This is a genomic window from Pelomonas sp. Root405, from assembly GCF_001425165.1.
GTDB lineage: Bacteria > Pseudomonadota > Gammaproteobacteria > Burkholderiales > Burkholderiaceae_C > Pelomonas.
The window spans coordinates 505,282-520,425 of the sequence record NZ_LMDU01000011.1 but is presented as its reverse complement, the minus strand read 5'-3'; the positions used below and the strand labels follow the sequence as shown (position 1 = coordinate 520,425).

17 protein-coding genes are annotated in these 15,144 nt (G+C 69.8%); 5 read left to right on the top strand and 12 right to left on the bottom strand.

Annotation, left to right across the window (positions count from 1 at the left end):
• The first annotated feature begins 90 nt into the window (after positions 1-90).
• Together ASC81_RS12040 and ASC81_RS12035 are read left to right on the top strand one after the other, a co-directional pair.
• Positions 91-1,302 carry an acyltransferase family protein gene (locus tag ASC81_RS12040; RefSeq protein ID WP_056267065.1) on the top strand — a complete coding sequence of 404 codons (1,212 nt, stop codon included), beginning with the start codon at positions 91-93 and terminating at the stop codon, positions 1,300-1,302.
• Entirely contained in the window at positions 1,302-2,408 is a 1,107-nt protein-coding gene (locus ASC81_RS12035; RefSeq protein ID WP_056267063.1) for an alpha/beta fold hydrolase, read from the top strand. Before ASC81_RS12040 ends, ASC81_RS12035 begins: the two co-directional genes overlap by 1 nt.
• Before the next feature lie 91 nt (positions 2,409-2,499).
• On the opposite strand, the gene ASC81_RS12030 is transcribed toward ASC81_RS12035, so the two are convergent.
• The 3 genes from ASC81_RS12030 to ASC81_RS12020 form a co-directional block, all read right to left on the bottom strand.
• Positions 2,500-3,012, bottom strand: a complete 513-nt coding sequence (locus tag ASC81_RS12030; protein ID WP_056267060.1) for a hypothetical protein — start codon at positions 3,010-3,012, stop codon at positions 2,500-2,502.
• A gap of 76 nt (positions 3,013-3,088) precedes the next feature.
• The gene (locus ASC81_RS12025; protein ID WP_082536455.1) at positions 3,089-3,667 is read right to left on the bottom strand and encodes an HPP family protein; all 579 of its coding nucleotides are present in this window, start codon (positions 3,665-3,667) and stop codon (positions 3,089-3,091) included.
• Between the two features lie 83 nt (positions 3,668-3,750).
• Positions 3,751-5,124, bottom strand: a complete 1,374-nt coding sequence (locus ASC81_RS12020) for a cation:proton antiporter (protein ID WP_056267057.1) — start codon at positions 5,122-5,124, stop codon at positions 3,751-3,753.
• Positions 5,125-5,335: 211 nt separating this feature from the next.
• Between ASC81_RS12020 and ASC81_RS12015 the strand changes: the two genes are divergently transcribed.
• From ASC81_RS12015 to ASC81_RS12005, 3 genes are all read left to right on the top strand, one after another.
• Complete coding sequence (locus ASC81_RS12015; protein WP_056267053.1) at positions 5,336-5,587, top strand: type II toxin-antitoxin system Phd/YefM family antitoxin; 252 nt, start codon at positions 5,336-5,338, stop codon at positions 5,585-5,587.
• Positions 5,587-6,084 carry a PIN domain-containing protein gene (locus ASC81_RS12010; protein WP_056267050.1) on the top strand — a complete coding sequence of 166 codons (498 nt, stop codon included), beginning with the start codon at positions 5,587-5,589 and terminating at the stop codon, positions 6,082-6,084. Before ASC81_RS12015 ends, ASC81_RS12010 begins: the two co-directional genes overlap by 1 nt.
• Positions 6,085-6,220: 136 nt before the next feature.
• Positions 6,221-7,753, top strand: coding sequence for a tryptophan halogenase family protein (locus tag ASC81_RS12005; protein ID WP_056267047.1), 1,533 nt, complete (start codon positions 6,221-6,223; stop codon positions 7,751-7,753).
• Here ASC81_RS12005 and ASC81_RS12000 read toward each other — a convergent pair.
• The 9 genes from ASC81_RS12000 to ASC81_RS11960 form a co-directional block, all read right to left on the bottom strand.
• Positions 7,737-8,933, bottom strand: coding sequence for an MFS transporter (locus ASC81_RS12000; RefSeq protein WP_056267553.1), 1,197 nt, complete (start codon positions 8,931-8,933; stop codon positions 7,737-7,739). The two genes, ASC81_RS12005 and ASC81_RS12000, sit on opposite strands and share 17 nt — an antisense overlap.
• 5 nt (positions 8,934-8,938) lie before the next feature.
• The gene (gene arsN2, locus ASC81_RS11995) at positions 8,939-10,774 is read right to left on the bottom strand and encodes an arsenic resistance N-acetyltransferase ArsN2 (protein WP_082536454.1); all 1,836 of its coding nucleotides are present in this window, start codon (positions 10,772-10,774) and stop codon (positions 8,939-8,941) included.
• On the bottom strand, positions 10,765-11,268 hold the full coding sequence (locus ASC81_RS11990) for a MarR family winged helix-turn-helix transcriptional regulator (protein WP_082536453.1): 504 nt from the start codon (positions 11,266-11,268) through the stop codon (positions 10,765-10,767). Before ASC81_RS11990 ends, arsN2 begins: the two co-directional genes overlap by 10 nt.
• A 114-nt stretch (positions 11,269-11,382) precedes the next feature.
• Positions 11,383-12,114: an arsenical resistance protein ArsH gene (arsH, locus tag ASC81_RS11985; RefSeq protein WP_056267045.1), complete on the bottom strand. Its 732-nt coding sequence runs from the start codon at positions 12,112-12,114 to the stop codon at positions 11,383-11,385.
• Positions 12,107-12,793: an MIP/aquaporin family protein gene (locus tag ASC81_RS11980; RefSeq protein ID WP_056267041.1), complete on the bottom strand. Its 687-nt coding sequence runs from the start codon at positions 12,791-12,793 to the stop codon at positions 12,107-12,109. Before ASC81_RS11980 ends, arsH begins: the two co-directional genes overlap by 8 nt.
• Positions 12,794-12,795: 2 nt before the next feature.
• Positions 12,796-13,299, bottom strand: a complete 504-nt coding sequence (locus tag ASC81_RS11975) for an arsenate reductase ArsC (RefSeq protein ID WP_056267038.1) — start codon at positions 13,297-13,299, stop codon at positions 12,796-12,798.
• A gap of 10 nt (positions 13,300-13,309) precedes the next feature.
• Positions 13,310-13,633, bottom strand: coding sequence for a helix-turn-helix transcriptional regulator (locus tag ASC81_RS11970; protein ID WP_056267035.1), 324 nt, complete (start codon positions 13,631-13,633; stop codon positions 13,310-13,312).
• Positions 13,634-13,692: 59 nt separating this feature from the next.
• Positions 13,693-14,661 (bottom strand): PHB depolymerase family esterase, encoded by a 969-nt coding sequence (locus tag ASC81_RS11965; protein ID WP_082536452.1) that lies wholly within the window; start codon positions 14,659-14,661, stop codon positions 13,693-13,695.
• A complete protein-coding gene (locus ASC81_RS11960) occupies positions 14,658-14,963 on the bottom strand; it encodes a DUF2789 domain-containing protein (RefSeq protein WP_056267032.1) in 306 nt (101 codons plus the stop codon). Before ASC81_RS11960 ends, ASC81_RS11965 begins: the two co-directional genes overlap by 4 nt.
• Between the last annotated feature and the right edge of the window lie 181 nt (positions 14,964-15,144).

The following is a 15,144-nucleotide window of genomic DNA, read 5'->3' as shown; positions in this document are numbered from 1 at the left end:
AAGCTCGGTTTTCTTGTCACTGGCCCCAATCCGCCCGCCACTGATCCCACTTCCCTCGCCGCGATTCGTGACAGCCGCGAACCTGCCGGCATGAACACCACCACCGCCCGCCTGCCCTTCCTCGACGGCCTGCGCGTTGCCGCCTTTGCGCTGCTGATCCCGTACCACGTCGGCATGTATTACGTGACCTGGGACTGGCATGTGAAGAGCCCCGCCGCCAGCAGCGCGCTGGAGCCCTTCATGCAGCTCAGCTCGCCGTGGCGGCTGGGGCTGCTGTTCTTGATCGCCGGCGCGGCCTGCCAGGGGCTGTTCGTGAAGCGCGGCGCGCTCGGCACGTTGAAGGACCGGTCGCTGCGGCTGCTGCTGCCACTGGTCTTCGGCATGCTCGTCATCGTCACGCCGCAGGCCTATTTCGAGGTGCTGACCCAGGCGCCCGAGATGCTGCCGGGTGATGGCGGCTACCTGGACTTCTGGCGCTTCTACCTGACCGCCGGCAAGGCCTGCCGGGGCGATGACTGCCTGGTGATGCCGACCTGGAACCATCTGTGGTTCCTGCCCTATTTGTGGCTCTACGCCGCAGTGGGTGCCGTGCTCGGCGCGCTGCTGGCGCGGGTCGTCCGCACCGACCGTGAACTGAGCCTGCCGGCCTGGGCCTGGTTGCTGCTGCCGGCGCTGCCGCTGGCGCTGCTGCGCGTGGCCGTCATGCCGCATTTCCCGACGACGCATGACCTGGTGCATGACCTCTACAACCACCTGCAGTACGGCGGGCTGTTCGCCATCGGCTGGGCCAGCCGCACGCCCCTGGCCGCGGGCCTGTGGGCCGCGGCGCTGCGGCTGCGCTGGGTGGCGCTCGGCGTCTCGCTGGCGGGGTGGGCGCTGCTGCTGGTCTTCAACAGCTATTACGAAGCGGTGAAGCACATCGACGCTGTGCTGCCGGCCGCGCGCAGCTTGCGCGGCGCCCTGACTTGGTGGGCCATCGTTGCCGCCTGTGGCTGGGCGCAGCGCGCGTTCACGCGTGAATCGCCGCTGCTGCGCCAGGCGGGAGCGGCGGTGTTTTGCCTCTACATCCTGCACCAGAGCGTCATCGTTGTGCTCAGCCAGTGGCTCAAGCCGCTGGCGCTGCCGTGGGGCGTGGAGGCGGTGCTGCTGATTGCGCTGACCTTCGCCGTCTGTGCGCTGGCCTACATGGGCGCTCGCCACGTGCCAGGGCTGGCGTTGCTGCTCGGCATCCAGCGCCGCCGCCGTGGCGTGGCGACACCGGTGCTAGGGTCGGCATCCCTGTCTTCGTCGCCTCAAGCCTGATGACCCGATTCGTCGCCGCCTTTCTCGCCACATTCCTTGCGTTGGACGCCCTGGCCGCGTCCCCGCCGCCGGCCGAGCCCGGCTATGCCACGGTGCGTCCCATGATTGCCGACCAGCAGCGCCTCGTCGCGCCGAATGCCATCGAGGTCAGCGAGGCGGTCGAGCTGGGCGGCCTGAAGCAATGGATCACCATCCGTGGTGCCGACAGGGCCAACCCCGTGCTGATCTACGTGCACGGCGGGCCCGGCGCGACGGAGATGGGCCGCAGCTGGCCCTACCAGCGTGGTTGGGAGGACTTCTTCACCGTCGTGCAATGGGACCAGCGCGGCACCGGCAAGACGCTGCGACATGCCGGTGAGGCGGCCAACAAGCTGGAGTTGACGCGCCAGCAGATGGCGGCCGACCTGGTCGAGCTGATCGCCCTGGTGCGCCAGCGGCTCCGGGTCGAGCGCGTCATCCTGCTCGGCCATTCGTGGGGCAATGTCATCGGCCTGGACGCCGCAATGCGCAAGCCCGAATGGGTCGGCGCCTATGTCGGCGTCGGGCCGCTGATGAACCTGCAGGCCAACGAGCGCGCGCAATACGAGGCGCTGCTGCGCCAGGCACGCCTGCGCGGCGACGCGACGGCGCAGGCCGAGCTGGCCGCCATCGCGCCGTATCCCGGCGAGGGCGAGATCCCGTTCGAGAAGGTCAACGTCGCGCGCAAATGGGTGATGGCCTATGGCGGCCTGGCGGCGTCGCGCAAGGACGCCAACTTCTACTTCCAGGCCGCGCGGCTGTCGCCCTACTACGAGTTCGAGGACCGGCTCGCCATCGACCAGGGCGGGCAGCTCTCGGTGCCGGCGCTGCTGCCCGACATGCGGCGCGTGGACCACACGCGCATCGCTGAGGCACCGTTTCCGGTGCTCATGTTCCTGGGCCGCCACGACCTGACGACGCCGTCCTCGGTCATCGAGCCGTGGCTGGCGCGGCTGAAGGCACCGGTGAAGAAGCTGGTCTGGTTCGAGCACTCGGCCCACCTGGCGCCGCACGAAGAGCCGGGCCGCTTCCTCGTCGCCCTGGTCCAGCATGTGCGGCCGCTGGTGGCGCGGCCAGGAACCCGGTGATGGGTCGCACCCCGCGGTCGGCTGCAGCGTGCGCATCAGCATCATTCAGCGCCACCGGCCGCCAGCCGGGGCTGGCGCTGTTGTTGGGTGTTCAGCGCACGCCGCGCAGCGCCACGCCGTCGGCGGGGCGCGTGACGGGGCAGTTGACGACGATGCCGGTCACCGACAGGTCGATCTCACCGGCCTCGGCCGCCGCCAGCACCGCCTCCTCGGAGCGCAGCTCGCGCCGGGTGGCCGCAGGCTTCCAGGCCACCAGCACCAGCCGCCAGAGCGGGCTGTAGTTGGTATCGGGCTGTGCCGACGCCAGCGGCGCCGGACCCGACGCGAACACGCTGATCTGGGCACCGTCGCTGAACTTGTAGACCCGTTCGGTCAACGAGGCCGAGCCCTCGCCCAGCGCCTGGGCGAGCCGGGGCACATGGTTCACGCCGGCCTGGGCCGCCATGGTGGCGTCGGAGATATCTGTCGTCACGTACTCCACAGTGCGCCCTTCCACCCACGCGCGGTGCTTGGGCAGCACGACCTCGTCGGGGCCGTGGGTGGCGCAGCCGCTCAGCAGCGCGGCGAGGCAGGCGAGGGCAAGGAGCGAGGAAGGGCTGGTCATCGTGGGTGGTCGTTGCAGAGCCCTGTCACCTTACGCCGTTGATCGGGCGCGAGGCCCCGCCCCCGCGCCCGCCCCGCTAGTACCAGTACGCCGGGTAGGCGCGCCGCGTGGCGCGGTGGTAGAGCACCGCGACGACCACCATGGCCACCGCGCCTAACAGCGTCGGGAACAGCAGGAAGCCCCACGTCGGCGCGGCCAGGAACACGATGATCGGGTTGGATCCGGCGGGCGGATGCAGCGTGCGCGTGACCATCATCAAGGCCACCGATACCGCGGCGGCCGTTGCCAGCGACCACCAGGTCGGCCCGAACAACGCCAGCGCTGCCAGGCCCACGGCCGTGCAGATGAAGTGGCCGCCGATGACGCTGCGCGGCTGCGAGAAATGGATCTCGGGAAAGGTGAACATCATGACCGCGGTCGAGCCGAAGGACCCCAACAGCAGCATCACGCCCAGGTTGTAGGAGCCGATCGCCAGCACGGCAATGATGGTGAATACGCCGGCGCAGGCGAGGGCGCCGACGCCCAGCGTGTAGCGCGGCGCGCCGACCGGCGCGGGCAGGTGCAGGGCCAGTGGCACAGGCTCGGTGCGCGTGGCTGCAGGCGCCGCCCTTTCCTGGGGAGCACGCGCAATGGCGCTGGGTGCAAGCTCGCTCATGGTGCGGTGTTGTGACGATGCTGGGCGGGCCAATGGCCGCCCCTGCCCGAGACAAGCAGGTTTCGCGCCGGTTCTGAAGTCGCTCAGGCCGCGCCGCCGGTCGCGCTGCCCGGGATGGCACCCAGCTCGCCCGACGCGCGCGCCTGGCGGCCGTAGAACAGCTCGAACAGCGGGCTGGCCATCATGGTCGTCACCACCGCCATCAGCACCAGCATCGAGAACAGCGCCGGGCCGATGATGCCCTTCTGCAGACCGATGTTGATGATGATCAGCTCCATCAGGCCGCGCGAGTTCATCAGCGCGCCTATCCCCAGGGCCGTGCGGTTGTCTTCGCCCGCCATGCGTGCGGCCAGGTAGCAGGCACCGAACTTCGCCAGCACCGACGCCGCCAGCACGCCCAGTGCGATCAGCAGCAGCTGGGCGGAATTGATCATGTCCAGCCGCGTGTTCAGCCCCGAGTAGGTGAAGAACATCGGCAGTAGCAGGATCACGGCCAGCGGCTCCACCTTCTTCTTCAGCTCCGCCGCGAACAGGCCGCGCGGCATGACCGCGCCGAGGATGAAGCCGCCGAAGATGGCGTGGATGCCGACGGCATCCATGATGAAGGCCGACAGGCAGAACAGGGCTATCGTGATGCCGAGCACCGTCATGCTCATTTCGCCCTCGCGCTCGACGATGCGGCCCAGCGGCGCCAGCAGCTTGCGGCCGAACAGCATGATGAAGGTCGCGTAGATCACGCCGCCGCCAATGGCCAGGACGGCCACGCCCGGTCCAGCGCCGAAAGCCGCCAGCACCAGGGCCAGCACGCACCATGACACCGCGTCGTCGAAGGCGCCCGCCGTCAGTGACAGCGTGCCCAGCGAGGTGTTGGCCAGGCCGCGTTCGTTGATGATGCGCGCCAGCATCGGGAAAGCCGTCAGCGCGATGCAGGCGCCCATGAACAGCGTGGCATTGGCCGTCGAGATGCCTTCGGCAAACAGGCCCGGCACCGTCAGCAGCAGCGGCGTGATCAGGAAGGCGATGAAGAACGGCGCCGCGATGCCGGCGACCGACACGCCGATGGCGCTCCTGGCCTTGGTGGCGAAGTGGTCCAGCCGCAGCGTCGTGCCCACGAGGAACATGTACAGGCCCACGCCCAGCTGGGCGCCGGTGTAGAGCACGTTCTTCATCTCCGGCGGAAAGATGGCGGCCTGCGTTTCCGGCGCCAGCAGCCCGAAAAGCGATGGCCCCAGGATGACGCCCGCAATCATTTCGCCCACGACCTGCGGCTGCGCGAGGAACTTGCGGCCGGCCCAGCCGACGATGCGACAGGCCAGCAGGATGATGGCCAGCTGCAGGAAGAAGTGGACGCTGAAGTCGGCCGGGGAATAGGTCTGCGCGAATGCGGGCGCCGCCGGGCCGTGCTTGGCGAAAACGTCGCCGAGCAGGCCCAGAAGGTCGATGTGGTCCAGGTTCATTGGGGGTCCTCTTGTTGTCGCCGCCGCTGTGCTGCAGCCGCCCTGGCGGTCTTCTGTACAACGTTGTCTGCGCAGATTGGTGAAAGCGCTGCCATGCCGCCGCGGACTGTGCCAGTGCGGTTTGTGCTGTCCATCGGGGCTGACGGAAACGAGCCTACCTACCTACCCAAGGGTTGCGGCGATGTAGGCAGGTAGGTACATTCGCGGCCTCATGAAGCTCCTCAGCAGCCGCGATTTCAACCGCGATGTCAGCCTGGCCAAGCGCGCCGCGCAGGCGGAGCCCGTGCTGATCACGGACCGCGGCCGGCCCACCCATGTGCTGATGAGCATTGCCGACTACCGCCGCCTGACCGGCGAGGGCGAGAGCATCCTGGAAATGCTGGCCATGCCCGAGGCGGTAACCATCGAGGCGGCCGATGCGGCGGCGGAGGGCGCCTGGGACCACCGGGAGCCGTTGGCCTGATGTTCCTCCTCGACACCAGCATCGTGCTCGAACTGCGCAAGGCCAAGGCCGGCCAGTCCGACCCGGGCCTGGCCGCCTGGGCGGCGGACATTGCGCGCCAGAAGCTCTTCATCTCGGCGCTGACGCTGCTGGAAATCGAGAACGCCGCTGCGCGCCTGGGCCGCAAGGACCGCGCCGCTGGCCTGGTCGTGCGCGACTGGATCGACAACCGCGTCATGCCCGCCTTCGAGGGTCGCGTGCTGCCGGTGGATGCGACCGTCGTGCGGAGGCGCGCCCAACTGCCCTATGCCAACACGCGCGACGGCCTGCTGGCCGCCACGGCGCTGGAGCATGGCCTCACCTTCGTGACCCATCGCGTCTCGGCCTTCCGTGTCGGCCGCGTCAAGCTGCTCAACCCCTCGGGCTATGTCGCGCCGCCCAGCGATGAAGACGAGGACTGGAGCCACGGCACACAGACGGGTCACCAGTGGCTGAAAAATCTATACGTCAGAGCATGAAGCCCCTCGTCCAAGGAGTACCTTGGCCGGTCCCCCGGGGGGACGGCGATGCTTGCGGCATTGAGCCGCCAGCACATCGCCATGGCGGGCCGGCTTGGGAGCGGCCCGGCGCTCGGCCCGAATACGCAATCCCCACATGACCCAGAAGCGACGCATCCTCATCGTCGGTGGCGGCACGGCCGGCTGGTTGACGGCCGCCTACCTGGCCAAGGCGTTGCGCCTGCCCGAACGCAGCCAGCTCGAAGTGACCGTGCTGGAGTCGCCCGACATCAGCAGCGTCGGCGTCGGCGAGGGCACCTTCCCCACCATCCGCAGCACGCTGCAATTCCTCGGCATCGACGAGGCGCGCTTCATCCGCGAGACCTCGGCGACGATGAAGCAGGGCATCCGCTTTGTCGACTGGGCGCGCGCGCCGGTCGGCGGCTCGCGGCACGAGTTCTTCCATCCCTTCGAGGCGCCCTTCTACGCCGAGGACCTCAACCTCGTGCCCTACTGGCTGCTGCAGGACGAGGCCGACCGCGCGCCGTTTGCGCAGGCCATGACCATCCAGCACCGTGTGGCCGAGGGCCAGCGCGCGCCCAAGCGGGCCGGCGAGGCGCCCTATGCCGCGCCGCTGAACTACGCCTACCACTTCGATGCGATCAAGCTGGCCAAGCTGCTGGCCGAGCGTGCCCGCGAGCTCGGTGTGCGCCATGTGCAAGCCACGGTGACCGGCGTTGCGCTGGATGCCGCCGGCGCCATCGCCCACCTGGACACCGATCGACAGGGCCGCTTCGAATCCGACCTCTACATCGACTGCAGCGGCTTTCGCGCCGAGCTGATCGGTCGCGCGCTCGGGAGCCCGCTCAAGTCGGCACGCGGCCATCTCTTCGCCGACCGTGCGCTGGCGTGCAAGATCCCGCTTGGCGCCGAGGCCGTGATGGAGAGCGCCACCATCGCCACCGCCCACGAGGCCGGCTGGCTGTGGGAGATCGGCCTGAACGGTGCGCGCGGTGTCGGCTGCGTCTACTCCAGCGACCACCTCAGCGACGACCGTGCCGCCGACATCCTGCGCAACTACTGCGGCGCTGGCAGCGAGGACCTGGCGATGCGCAGCATTCCCTTTGCCCCCGGCTACCGGGAGCAGCAGTGGATGAAGAACTGCGTCGCCGTCGGGCTGTCGGCCGGTTTCCTGGAGCCGCTGGAGGCAACCGGTCTCGTCCTCATCGAAGCGGCGGTCGGCATGATTGCGGAGATGCTGCCTCACAGCGGCCCGATCCAAGCCCCCGCGCGGCGCTTCAACGAGCTGATGACGGCGCGCTTCGAGAACATCATCAATTTCCTGAAGCTCCACTACTGCCTCAGCCAGCGTGAAGAGCCCTTCTGGCGCGACAACGCCGCGCCGGCGTCCATCCCCGACCGCCTGGCCGGGTTGCTCGAGGAGTGGAAGCTGCGCCCGCCGGGCCGCTTTGACTTCCTGCTGGACACCGAGACCTTCGCTTTCTTCAACTACCAGTACATCCTCTACGGCATGGGTTTCCGCACCGACCTCAGCGCCGGGCGTGACGACTTCACCCAGGTCGAGGATGCGCAGAAGTTGTTCGCCAAGATTCAGCGCTTTGCCGACCGCGCCGTGGCCGACCTGCCCAGCCACCGGACGTTGATCCAGCAGATCAACGCGGGACGCTGACCGGCGCCGGACTGGCGGGCGCCGCGACGCGGATGAACAGCAGGGCCAACAGCGCACTCAACCCCAGCGCGGCCGAGAACCACAGCGCGCCCGTGCCGAACCGGGCCAGCAGCAGGCCGAACAGCCAGGGCGACAGGGCCTGCCCCAGCCGGGCCGGCAGCATGAGCAGGCCCTGGCGCTGCCCATAGCCCTGCGGGCCGAACAGTGCCAGTGGCAGCGTGCCCTTGGCGATGGTCAGGATGCCGTTGCCGGCGCCGTGCAGCAGCGCGAACACCGCCGCCGCCGGTGCGCCGACCAGGGCCAGCAGCGCGGCGCCCAGCGGATGCATCAGTGCGGCGGCGCGCGCCGAGTGCAGCGGGTGCAGCCGCCTCAGCAGGCCGAACTCCAGCAGCCGCCCCGCCACCTGCGCCGGGCCGACCAGGGCGCCGATGAAGACGACCTGGGCCGGCGCGGTGCCCACGGCCGCCAGCAGTGACGGCAGGTGCGCCGCCATCGCCGTGCTGATGAACCAGGTCACTGCGAACACCCAGGCCAGCATCGCCGCCGTCATGACCGACGGTGGGGGCGGCTTGCTCTCAATGACGGCCGGCGCGTCGCTCGGCGGCGTGGTGGGCGCGTTGGCAGCCCGCGGCAGCCAGGCGTTCAACGGCAGGCCGATGACGAGGTGCAGGCCGGCCCAGGCCCAGCAGGCGCCGCGCCAGCCGTAGGCCTGCTCCAACGCCGCGGTCAGCGGCCAGCCCACCGTGCTGGCAAAGCCGGCGAACAGCGTGATGCCGGTGATTGCGCCGCGCGCGTCGTGGCCGTAGAGCCTCACCAGCGATGCGAAGGCTGCCTCGTACAGCCCGCTGCCCATCGCCAGGCCCATCACCAGCCAGGCCGCGAACAAGCTGACCGGCCCGGTGGCCAGCGCCATGGCCGCGAGGGCCAGCGCGAACAGCGCGCTCGTCGCCATCAGCACCGGCCGCCCGCCCCATCTGTCGATGCGCCGGCCGCTGTAGGGCCCGACGAGGGCCGAGATAACCAGGGCCGCGGAGAAGGCGGCGAACACCGTCGGTTCGGACACGCCCAGGTCGCGCGCCATCGGCCGCGCCAGCAGTGCCGGCAGGTAGTAGGACGAGGCCCAGGCCAGCGTCTGGGCAATGCCCAACGTCGTGATGACGCGCGTGCGGCTGGCCTGCATCGCGTTCAGCCGCAGCAGCGCGCGGGCAGCGCTGTGGGAACGGGCAACGACTTGGGTGCGCAGCCCCGCTTGGGTGCGGGCACGGCCTCGGGCGCCGGGCCGCAGCAGCCGGTCGCCGCGGCTTCGGGCCCGCTGTTCACCGAGCACACCCCCGTCTCGGGCAGGTCCAGCTCCACCCGGTCCGCCGCGGCCAGGTCGCCCGCGATGGCCGCGACCACCGAGCGCGCCTGCTCGAAGCCCGTGGCCATCAGGAAGGTCGGCGCACGGCCATAACTCTTCACGCCCACGGTGTAGAAGCCCGGCTCGGGATGCGCCAGCTCGCGGTGGCCATGCGGGCGCACGGTGCCGCAGCTGTGCAGGTTGGGGTCGATCAGCGGGCCCAGGGCCTCGGTGGATTCCAGCCACGGGTCGAGCTTCAGCCGCAGCTCGCTCGTCAGCGACAGGTCCGGCCGCTGCCCGGCGGCGCAGACGATCTCGTCAATGCCGTCGACGATGACGGGCTGCTGCTTCGCATCCAGCCCGCTGACGCGCAGCTGGCCGTCGACGCGGTCGATGCGCGTGATGCGCAGGCCGCTGATGAACGCCAGCGCGCCGTCGTCGCGCAGCCGACGCAACGCCGCGCCGAGTGCACCGCGCGCCGGCAACGCGTCCGCATCACCGCCACCGAACACGCGCTGCAACGCCGGCGAGCGCACGCCCCAAGCCAGCCGCGTGGCGGGCGCCTGCCGGGCCAGCTCGGCCAACGCCAGCAGCGCGTTCGCCGCCGAGTGCCCGGCGCCGATCACCAGCGTGCGCTTGCCTTCGTAGCGGCTGCGCAGCGCGCCGGCCACGTCGGGGATGCCGTAGAAGATGCGGTCCTGCGCTTGCTGCTCGCCGATGGCGGGCAGGCCGTTGGCGCCCACCGGGTTGGGCTGTTGCCAGGTGCCGGTCGCATCGATGATGGCGCGAGCGCGCAGCTCGTGCACCTGGCCGCCTTGCTCATAGCGCACCAAAAAGGCGGCCTTGTCGCGGCCCGCGCTCTTGACCTTGTCGAAGCCCTCGCGGCTGACGGCGAGCACGCGGGCGCCCAGCTTGATGAAAGGCGCCACGCGGGGCAGCGCGGCGAACGGCCGCAGCACCCGCTCGACGACCTCACCGGCCCGGGGCAGCTCGGCAGCCGGCGGCGCGGCCCAGCCGGTCGGTGCCAGCAGCCGGGCCATCGCGGGGTCGACGTCGTACTGCCAGGGCGAGAACAGCTGCACGTGGCCGTAGTCACGCAGGCTGGCGCCGACCTGCTGGCCGGCCTCCAGCGCGACGAAGGGCAGGCCGCGCTCCACCAACTGCGCCACGGCGGCCAGGCCGACGGGACCGGCGCCGAGCACCGCAACGGGCAGCGTGGCGTCAACCACGGGGGCCTCACGCAGCGTCAGCGTCATCAGCGCCGCGCACGCGGGGCAAGCGCCCTGGAACTCGGCCGAGGCCTTCAGCGCCTGGGGCGCCTCCTCGTTCTTGATGCGCTTGAAGCCGTACTGCGCGAAGTACTCCGGCGCCGTGACGGTCAGCAGGTAGAGCGCCGCGATGTCCCGCGAGCGTGCCTCCTGCAGCAGCCGCTCGACGAGCAGCCGGCCAATGCCCTGCTTGTGCAGGCCCGGTGCAACGGCGACGGAGCGCATGAGCGCAACGCTGCCGTAAATCTCTGCGCCAGCGCAGCCGACGATTTCGCCGTTGCTCATGGCGATCAGATAGGTCGGCAGATGGGATTGGGCGCCCTCGGTGGGCAGCTTGTTGGCCAACAGCAGAGCTTCAACAGCGGGCCAGTCGGACCCGCCGGCCTGGCGCAGGGTGATGGTGTTCAGCAACATGGTTTGGAATCCTGGGTGGGCTCACGAGCCAGCGTGGGCGGCAGGCAGCAGTTGGCTGCCGCGTCTTCACGCAAGGCCTTCAGGAGCGTCAGCAACGAGGTCTCGACGGCGGCGCGCTCGCGCTCGCTCAAGGACGCCAGCAACTGCTGGGCGTGCTCGTCGAGGGTCTGGTTCAGCTCATCGACGGTGCGTTCGCCGTCGGCGGTGAGCGTGACGAGCCAGCTCCTTGCGTCTTGCGGGTTCGGCTCCTTGGTCACCAGTCCACGGGCTGCCATGACCTCCACGGCACGCGACACCCAGCTCTTCTCCAGACTGACGCGCGTTCCGAGCTCGGACAGCGGCAGCGGCCCGCTGCGGCCCAGCTCGGTCAGCAGATGGCATTGCGTGCTGGTGGTGCGACAGCAGTCGGCCACGACGCGCTGGGCACGGGTGTACAGGCGCGCCACTTCGCGCAGCAGGCTGCCGGAGGCGCTGGTGGTCTCGGACGGGGTCATCTGGGTGCGAATAGCAACTATCTGGGCGCATGTTGAAGTGGGCCTTCTTGGTTGTCAATAGCAACTACCTGAGCCAAAGAGACGGGGCCTGAGCCCCGTGCTGCCGGTCGGGTTTCAGATGGCGCGCTGGTTCACGCGCCGGGACAGTTCCTCGGCGCTCTCCTTGCGCTCGCTGTAGCGGTCCACCAGATAGGGTCCGAGGTCGCGCGTCAGCAGCGTGAACTTGAACAGCTCCTCCATGACGTCGACAACGCGGTCGTAGTAGGCCGAGGGCTTCATGCGGCCGTCGTCGTTGAACTCGGCGAAGGCCTTGGCGACGGAGGACTGGTTGGGGATGGTCAGCATGCGCATCCAGCGCCCCAGCACGCGCAGCTGGTTGACCGCGTTGAAGGACTGCGAGCCGCCCGACACCTGCATGACAGCCAGCGTCTTGCCCTGCGTCGGCCGCACGGCGCCAGAGCTCAGCGGGATCCAGTCGATCTGCGCCTTCATGATGCCGGTCATGGCGCCATGCCGCTCGGGGGAGGTCCACACCATGCCCTCGGACCACAGCGCCAGCTGGCGCAGCTCCTGCACCTTGGGATGACTGTCGGGCGCGTCGTCCGGCAGGGGCAGGCCGCTCGGATTGAAGATGCGCACTTCCGCGCCCATGGCCTCCAGCAGCCGGGCGGCTTCGAAGGTCAGCAGCCGGCTGTAGGAGCGCTCGCGCAGCGAGCCGTACAGCATCAGGAAGCGCGGCCGGTGCTGCGACGGCGCCGGCACGATCAGGCGCTGCTGCGTCGGCACGTCGAAGAGGTCGGCCCTCAGCGCCGGGAAGCTGGTGTCGGGGAACAGCGGCTCAGACATGGCGGGCCTCAGGTTGGGTTTGGGTGACGGGCGGCGCTGCTGGCGACAGCAGCCGGTGCACGGCGACTGCCAGGCCGGCGCCGAGCAGCTCCGCCACGACGAAGCCCGGTGCGCTCACCGGCGCGATGCCGGCAAAGCTGTCACTGAACATGCGGCCGAACACGGCAGCCGGGTTGGCGAACGAGGTCGACGCCGTGAACCAGTAGGCCGCGCCGATGTAGGCGGCGACCATGGCCGCCACCCGCGACGGCGGCGCGCGCAGGATCACGAGCACCAGGCCGAAGGTGGCCACGGCCTCGGCAATCCACTGCCCGGTGCCGGCGCGTAGCTTGGTTGAGAACTGCAGGATGCTCATGTCGAACATCGCGTGCGCCAGCCAGGCCCCGAGCATGGCGCCGAGCAGCTGCGCCGCCACATAGGGCGCCAAAGCTGCCACCGCCAGCTCGCCACGCCACGCCATCACGGCGCTGACGGCGGGGTTGAAGTGGGCGCCGCTGATGGGGCCGAAAACTTCGATCAGGATGTAGAGGCCGCCGACAGTCGCCAGCGTATTGGCCAGCAGCGCGATGGCGACATTGCCCCCCGAGAGCCGTTCGGCCATGACGCCCGAGCCGATGACCACGGCCAGCAGCAGCGCTGTGCCCAGGCCTTCGGCGAGGAGCTTGCGGGACAGGCTCATGGTCAGCTCTTGGCGATCTCGGCGAGGGCCTGCTGCAGCTCGGCCTTGTCCATCGTCCCCAGCGGCAGTTGCAATAGCTGCAGCATGCGATAGCCGATGGCCTGGCGGGTCAACTCGAAGGCGCGGCGCTTGCCTTCGTCGCCGCCCTCGGCGTTGGACGGGTCGGGGTAGCCCCAGTGCACCTTGACCGGCTGGCCCTGGCCGCCAAAGAAAACGGGGCACTGCTCCGCCGCGGCGCTGTCGCAGACGGTGATGACGATGGACAGCGGCGGTGCGCCGTCCTGGCTGAAGGCGTCCCAGCTCTTGCTGAAGTAGCCGGCGGTGTCGACGCCGGCGTTTTGCAGCGCCTCCAGCGCGAAGGGGTTGATGCGGCCGCTGGGCGCACTGCCAGCGCTGTGTGCCCGGACGTCCTTGCCCAGCTGGCCGGCCAGGTGGTTGAGCATGCCCTCGCTGAGGACGCTGCGCGCGGAGTTGTGGGTGCAGAGGATGAGGACGTGGGTGGTCATGGGGGCGGCGTCAGCAGCAGGAGGCCTTGGCATCGGGCACGGCGCAGCCGGCGCCCTGGCAGCAGTTCTCGGTCAGATAGCCCAGCAGCCCGTTCATGTGCTCGAAGTGGGCGCGGTAGATGAGGTTGCGGCTGGCGCGCTCTTGCGTCAACAGGCCGGCGTTAACCAGCTCCTTCAGGTGAAAGGACAGCGTGGCCGGCGCCACACCCAGGCCTTCCTGTATCGCGCCGGGCGTCAGCCCTGCATCGCCGACAACGACGAGGGCGCGGAACACCTGCAGCCGCAGGGGCTGGGCCAGCGCAGCGAGCGCCTTGACGACGGCTTGTTCATCCATGATTCCATTATTATCGAATAATCGTTTGATGCGCAAGCCCTGTGACCAGGGCGCAGAAATCAGCCGCGTGTCGGTGTGTCGAACTGCCGCGCCGCGAAGCGCCAGATCATGCGCGAGGCATCCGGCCCGTTGGCATCGCTGAAGTGCTGGCGCGCCGCGCCGCCGCTCCAGGCATGTCCCAGGCCGCCGACCTCCACCAGCGTCGCCACCACCTGGCGGGCGCGCTTGAATTGGGTCACGGTCATCGGGTAGCGCTGGCCACGGCGCTGCTGCTGCGGTTCGCTCGCGCTGGCGCCGGCCGCTTCCGACCACATCTGCGCTGCGGCTCCTGCGTTGCGGGCCGATACCACACCGTCGGCCTCGCCGTGGATGACCATCAGCGGCGGCCAGTGCCCCGCGACGTCGCCGGGCGCTAACGGCTCGCGGCGGCCGCGCATCGCACCGAGGGCCGACGCCGGCGAGCTGGCCGCACCGGGCGGCACGCCCGAATGCATGACCAGCGCCTTGAAGCGCTGGGGATAGCGCGTGGCCAGCAGCGCCGCCATGCTGGCGCCGGCCGACAGCCCGGCCACGGCGATGCGCTCGCGGTCCGCCGCGTAGAGCACGCAGACCTGGTCGACGGCCTTCATGAGCCAGGCCGCTTCGTTGAAGGCGCGGCCCGACTGCGTGTCGAACCAGTTCCAGCAGCCCTGCGCGTTGCAGACACGTGGCTGCTCGGGGTAGAGCACGAGGAAGCGCTCGCGCACGGCGACGCTGTTCATGCGGGTGCTGTCGGCAAAGCTCTTCGCGTCCTGGTGGCAGCCATGCAGCATCACCAGCAGCGGCAGCCGCTCGCCGAAGCGCACGCCGGCGGGCCGGAACAGGTAATAGCGGCGCGGCCCGTCCGCAGCCATCACGAGACCCATCAGCCAGCTGCCGGCGCTCGCACTGCTGGCAGGCGGCCGGTGCCGCTCGCGCAAGGGTTTCGCGGCCTGCCGCAGCAAGGCGGCGTTGCGGTTCAGCAGCGTCGCCCAGGAAGCATGCTTCATGGGCAGGCGGGGTGGTCCGGGGTCAGCGAGCAGTCCACCTGCGCCAGCTCGCCCGGCTCCGGGTGCTCGCGCAACGCGGCGTTCAGCTGATCGATCTGCACGCACCAGTCACCATCGTCCTGATGCCATTGCTCGCGGATGAAGGCCACCTGGCTGGCGTTCCAGAAGGGCGCCTCGGACAGGTTCAACGTCTGCGGCAGTGGCCGGTGCAGGCGGATGAACTGCTTGATCTCCGCCGTCGAATTGGGCAGGCCGAGCTGCGCGAACAGCGCGGGCATGTCGTGGTGGGTGGTGGTGTCCATGGGGGCTCCTATTCGCAGCGGGCTGCAACGAAGCGACCTTAGGCGCCGGCGGCGGCGCGCGGTGTCAGCGGGCACCTCATCCGCTGCGTCTCGGGCTGTCAGCCAAGGCCCACAGGGCTGGCTGCCAACGGCTGACAGACGGGTGGAAGCCGGCCACCTAGGGTGGGCGGATTGGTGTTTT

What these genes read in the sequence shown, in the direction of transcription:
- ASC81_RS12040 (WP_056267065.1), top strand. Translation starts at nt 91, where the DNA reads ATGAACACCACCACCGCCCGCCTGCCCTTCCTCGACGGCCTGCGCGTT.
- ASC81_RS12035 (WP_056267063.1), top strand. Translation starts at nt 1,302, where the DNA reads ATGACCCGATTCGTCGCCGCCTTTCTCGCCACATTCCTTGCGTTGGAC.
- ASC81_RS12030 (WP_056267060.1), bottom strand. Translation starts at nt 3,012, where the DNA reads ATGACCAGCCCTTCCTCGCTCCTTGCCCTCGCCTGCCTCGCCGCGCTG.
- ASC81_RS12025 (WP_082536455.1), bottom strand. Translation starts at nt 3,667, where the DNA reads ATGAGCGAGCTTGCACCCAGCGCCATTGCGCGTGCTCCCCAGGAAAGG.
- ASC81_RS12020 (WP_056267057.1), bottom strand. Translation starts at nt 5,124, where the DNA reads ATGAACCTGGACCACATCGACCTTCTGGGCCTGCTCGGCGACGTTTTC.
- ASC81_RS12015 (WP_056267053.1), top strand. Translation starts at nt 5,336, where the DNA reads ATGAAGCTCCTCAGCAGCCGCGATTTCAACCGCGATGTCAGCCTGGCC.
- ASC81_RS12010 (WP_056267050.1), top strand. Translation starts at nt 5,587, where the DNA reads ATGTTCCTCCTCGACACCAGCATCGTGCTCGAACTGCGCAAGGCCAAG.
- ASC81_RS12005 (WP_056267047.1), top strand. Translation starts at nt 6,221, where the DNA reads ATGACCCAGAAGCGACGCATCCTCATCGTCGGTGGCGGCACGGCCGGC.
- ASC81_RS12000 (WP_056267553.1), bottom strand. Translation starts at nt 8,933, where the DNA reads ATGCAGGCCAGCCGCACGCGCGTCATCACGACGTTGGGCATTGCCCAG.
- arsN2 (WP_082536454.1), bottom strand. Translation starts at nt 10,774, where the DNA reads ATGTTGCTGAACACCATCACCCTGCGCCAGGCCGGCGGGTCCGACTGG.
- ASC81_RS11990 (WP_082536453.1), bottom strand. Translation starts at nt 11,268, where the DNA reads ATGACCCCGTCCGAGACCACCAGCGCCTCCGGCAGCCTGCTGCGCGAA.
- arsH (WP_056267045.1), bottom strand. Translation starts at nt 12,114, where the DNA reads ATGTCTGAGCCGCTGTTCCCCGACACCAGCTTCCCGGCGCTGAGGGCC.
- ASC81_RS11980 (WP_056267041.1), bottom strand. Translation starts at nt 12,793, where the DNA reads ATGAGCCTGTCCCGCAAGCTCCTCGCCGAAGGCCTGGGCACAGCGCTG.
- ASC81_RS11975 (WP_056267038.1), bottom strand. Translation starts at nt 13,299, where the DNA reads ATGACCACCCACGTCCTCATCCTCTGCACCCACAACTCCGCGCGCAGC.
- ASC81_RS11970 (WP_056267035.1), bottom strand. Translation starts at nt 13,633, where the DNA reads ATGGATGAACAAGCCGTCGTCAAGGCGCTCGCTGCGCTGGCCCAGCCC.
- ASC81_RS11965 (WP_082536452.1), bottom strand. Translation starts at nt 14,661, where the DNA reads ATGAAGCATGCTTCCTGGGCGACGCTGCTGAACCGCAACGCCGCCTTG.
- ASC81_RS11960 (WP_056267032.1), bottom strand. Translation starts at nt 14,963, where the DNA reads ATGGACACCACCACCCACCACGACATGCCCGCGCTGTTCGCGCAGCTC.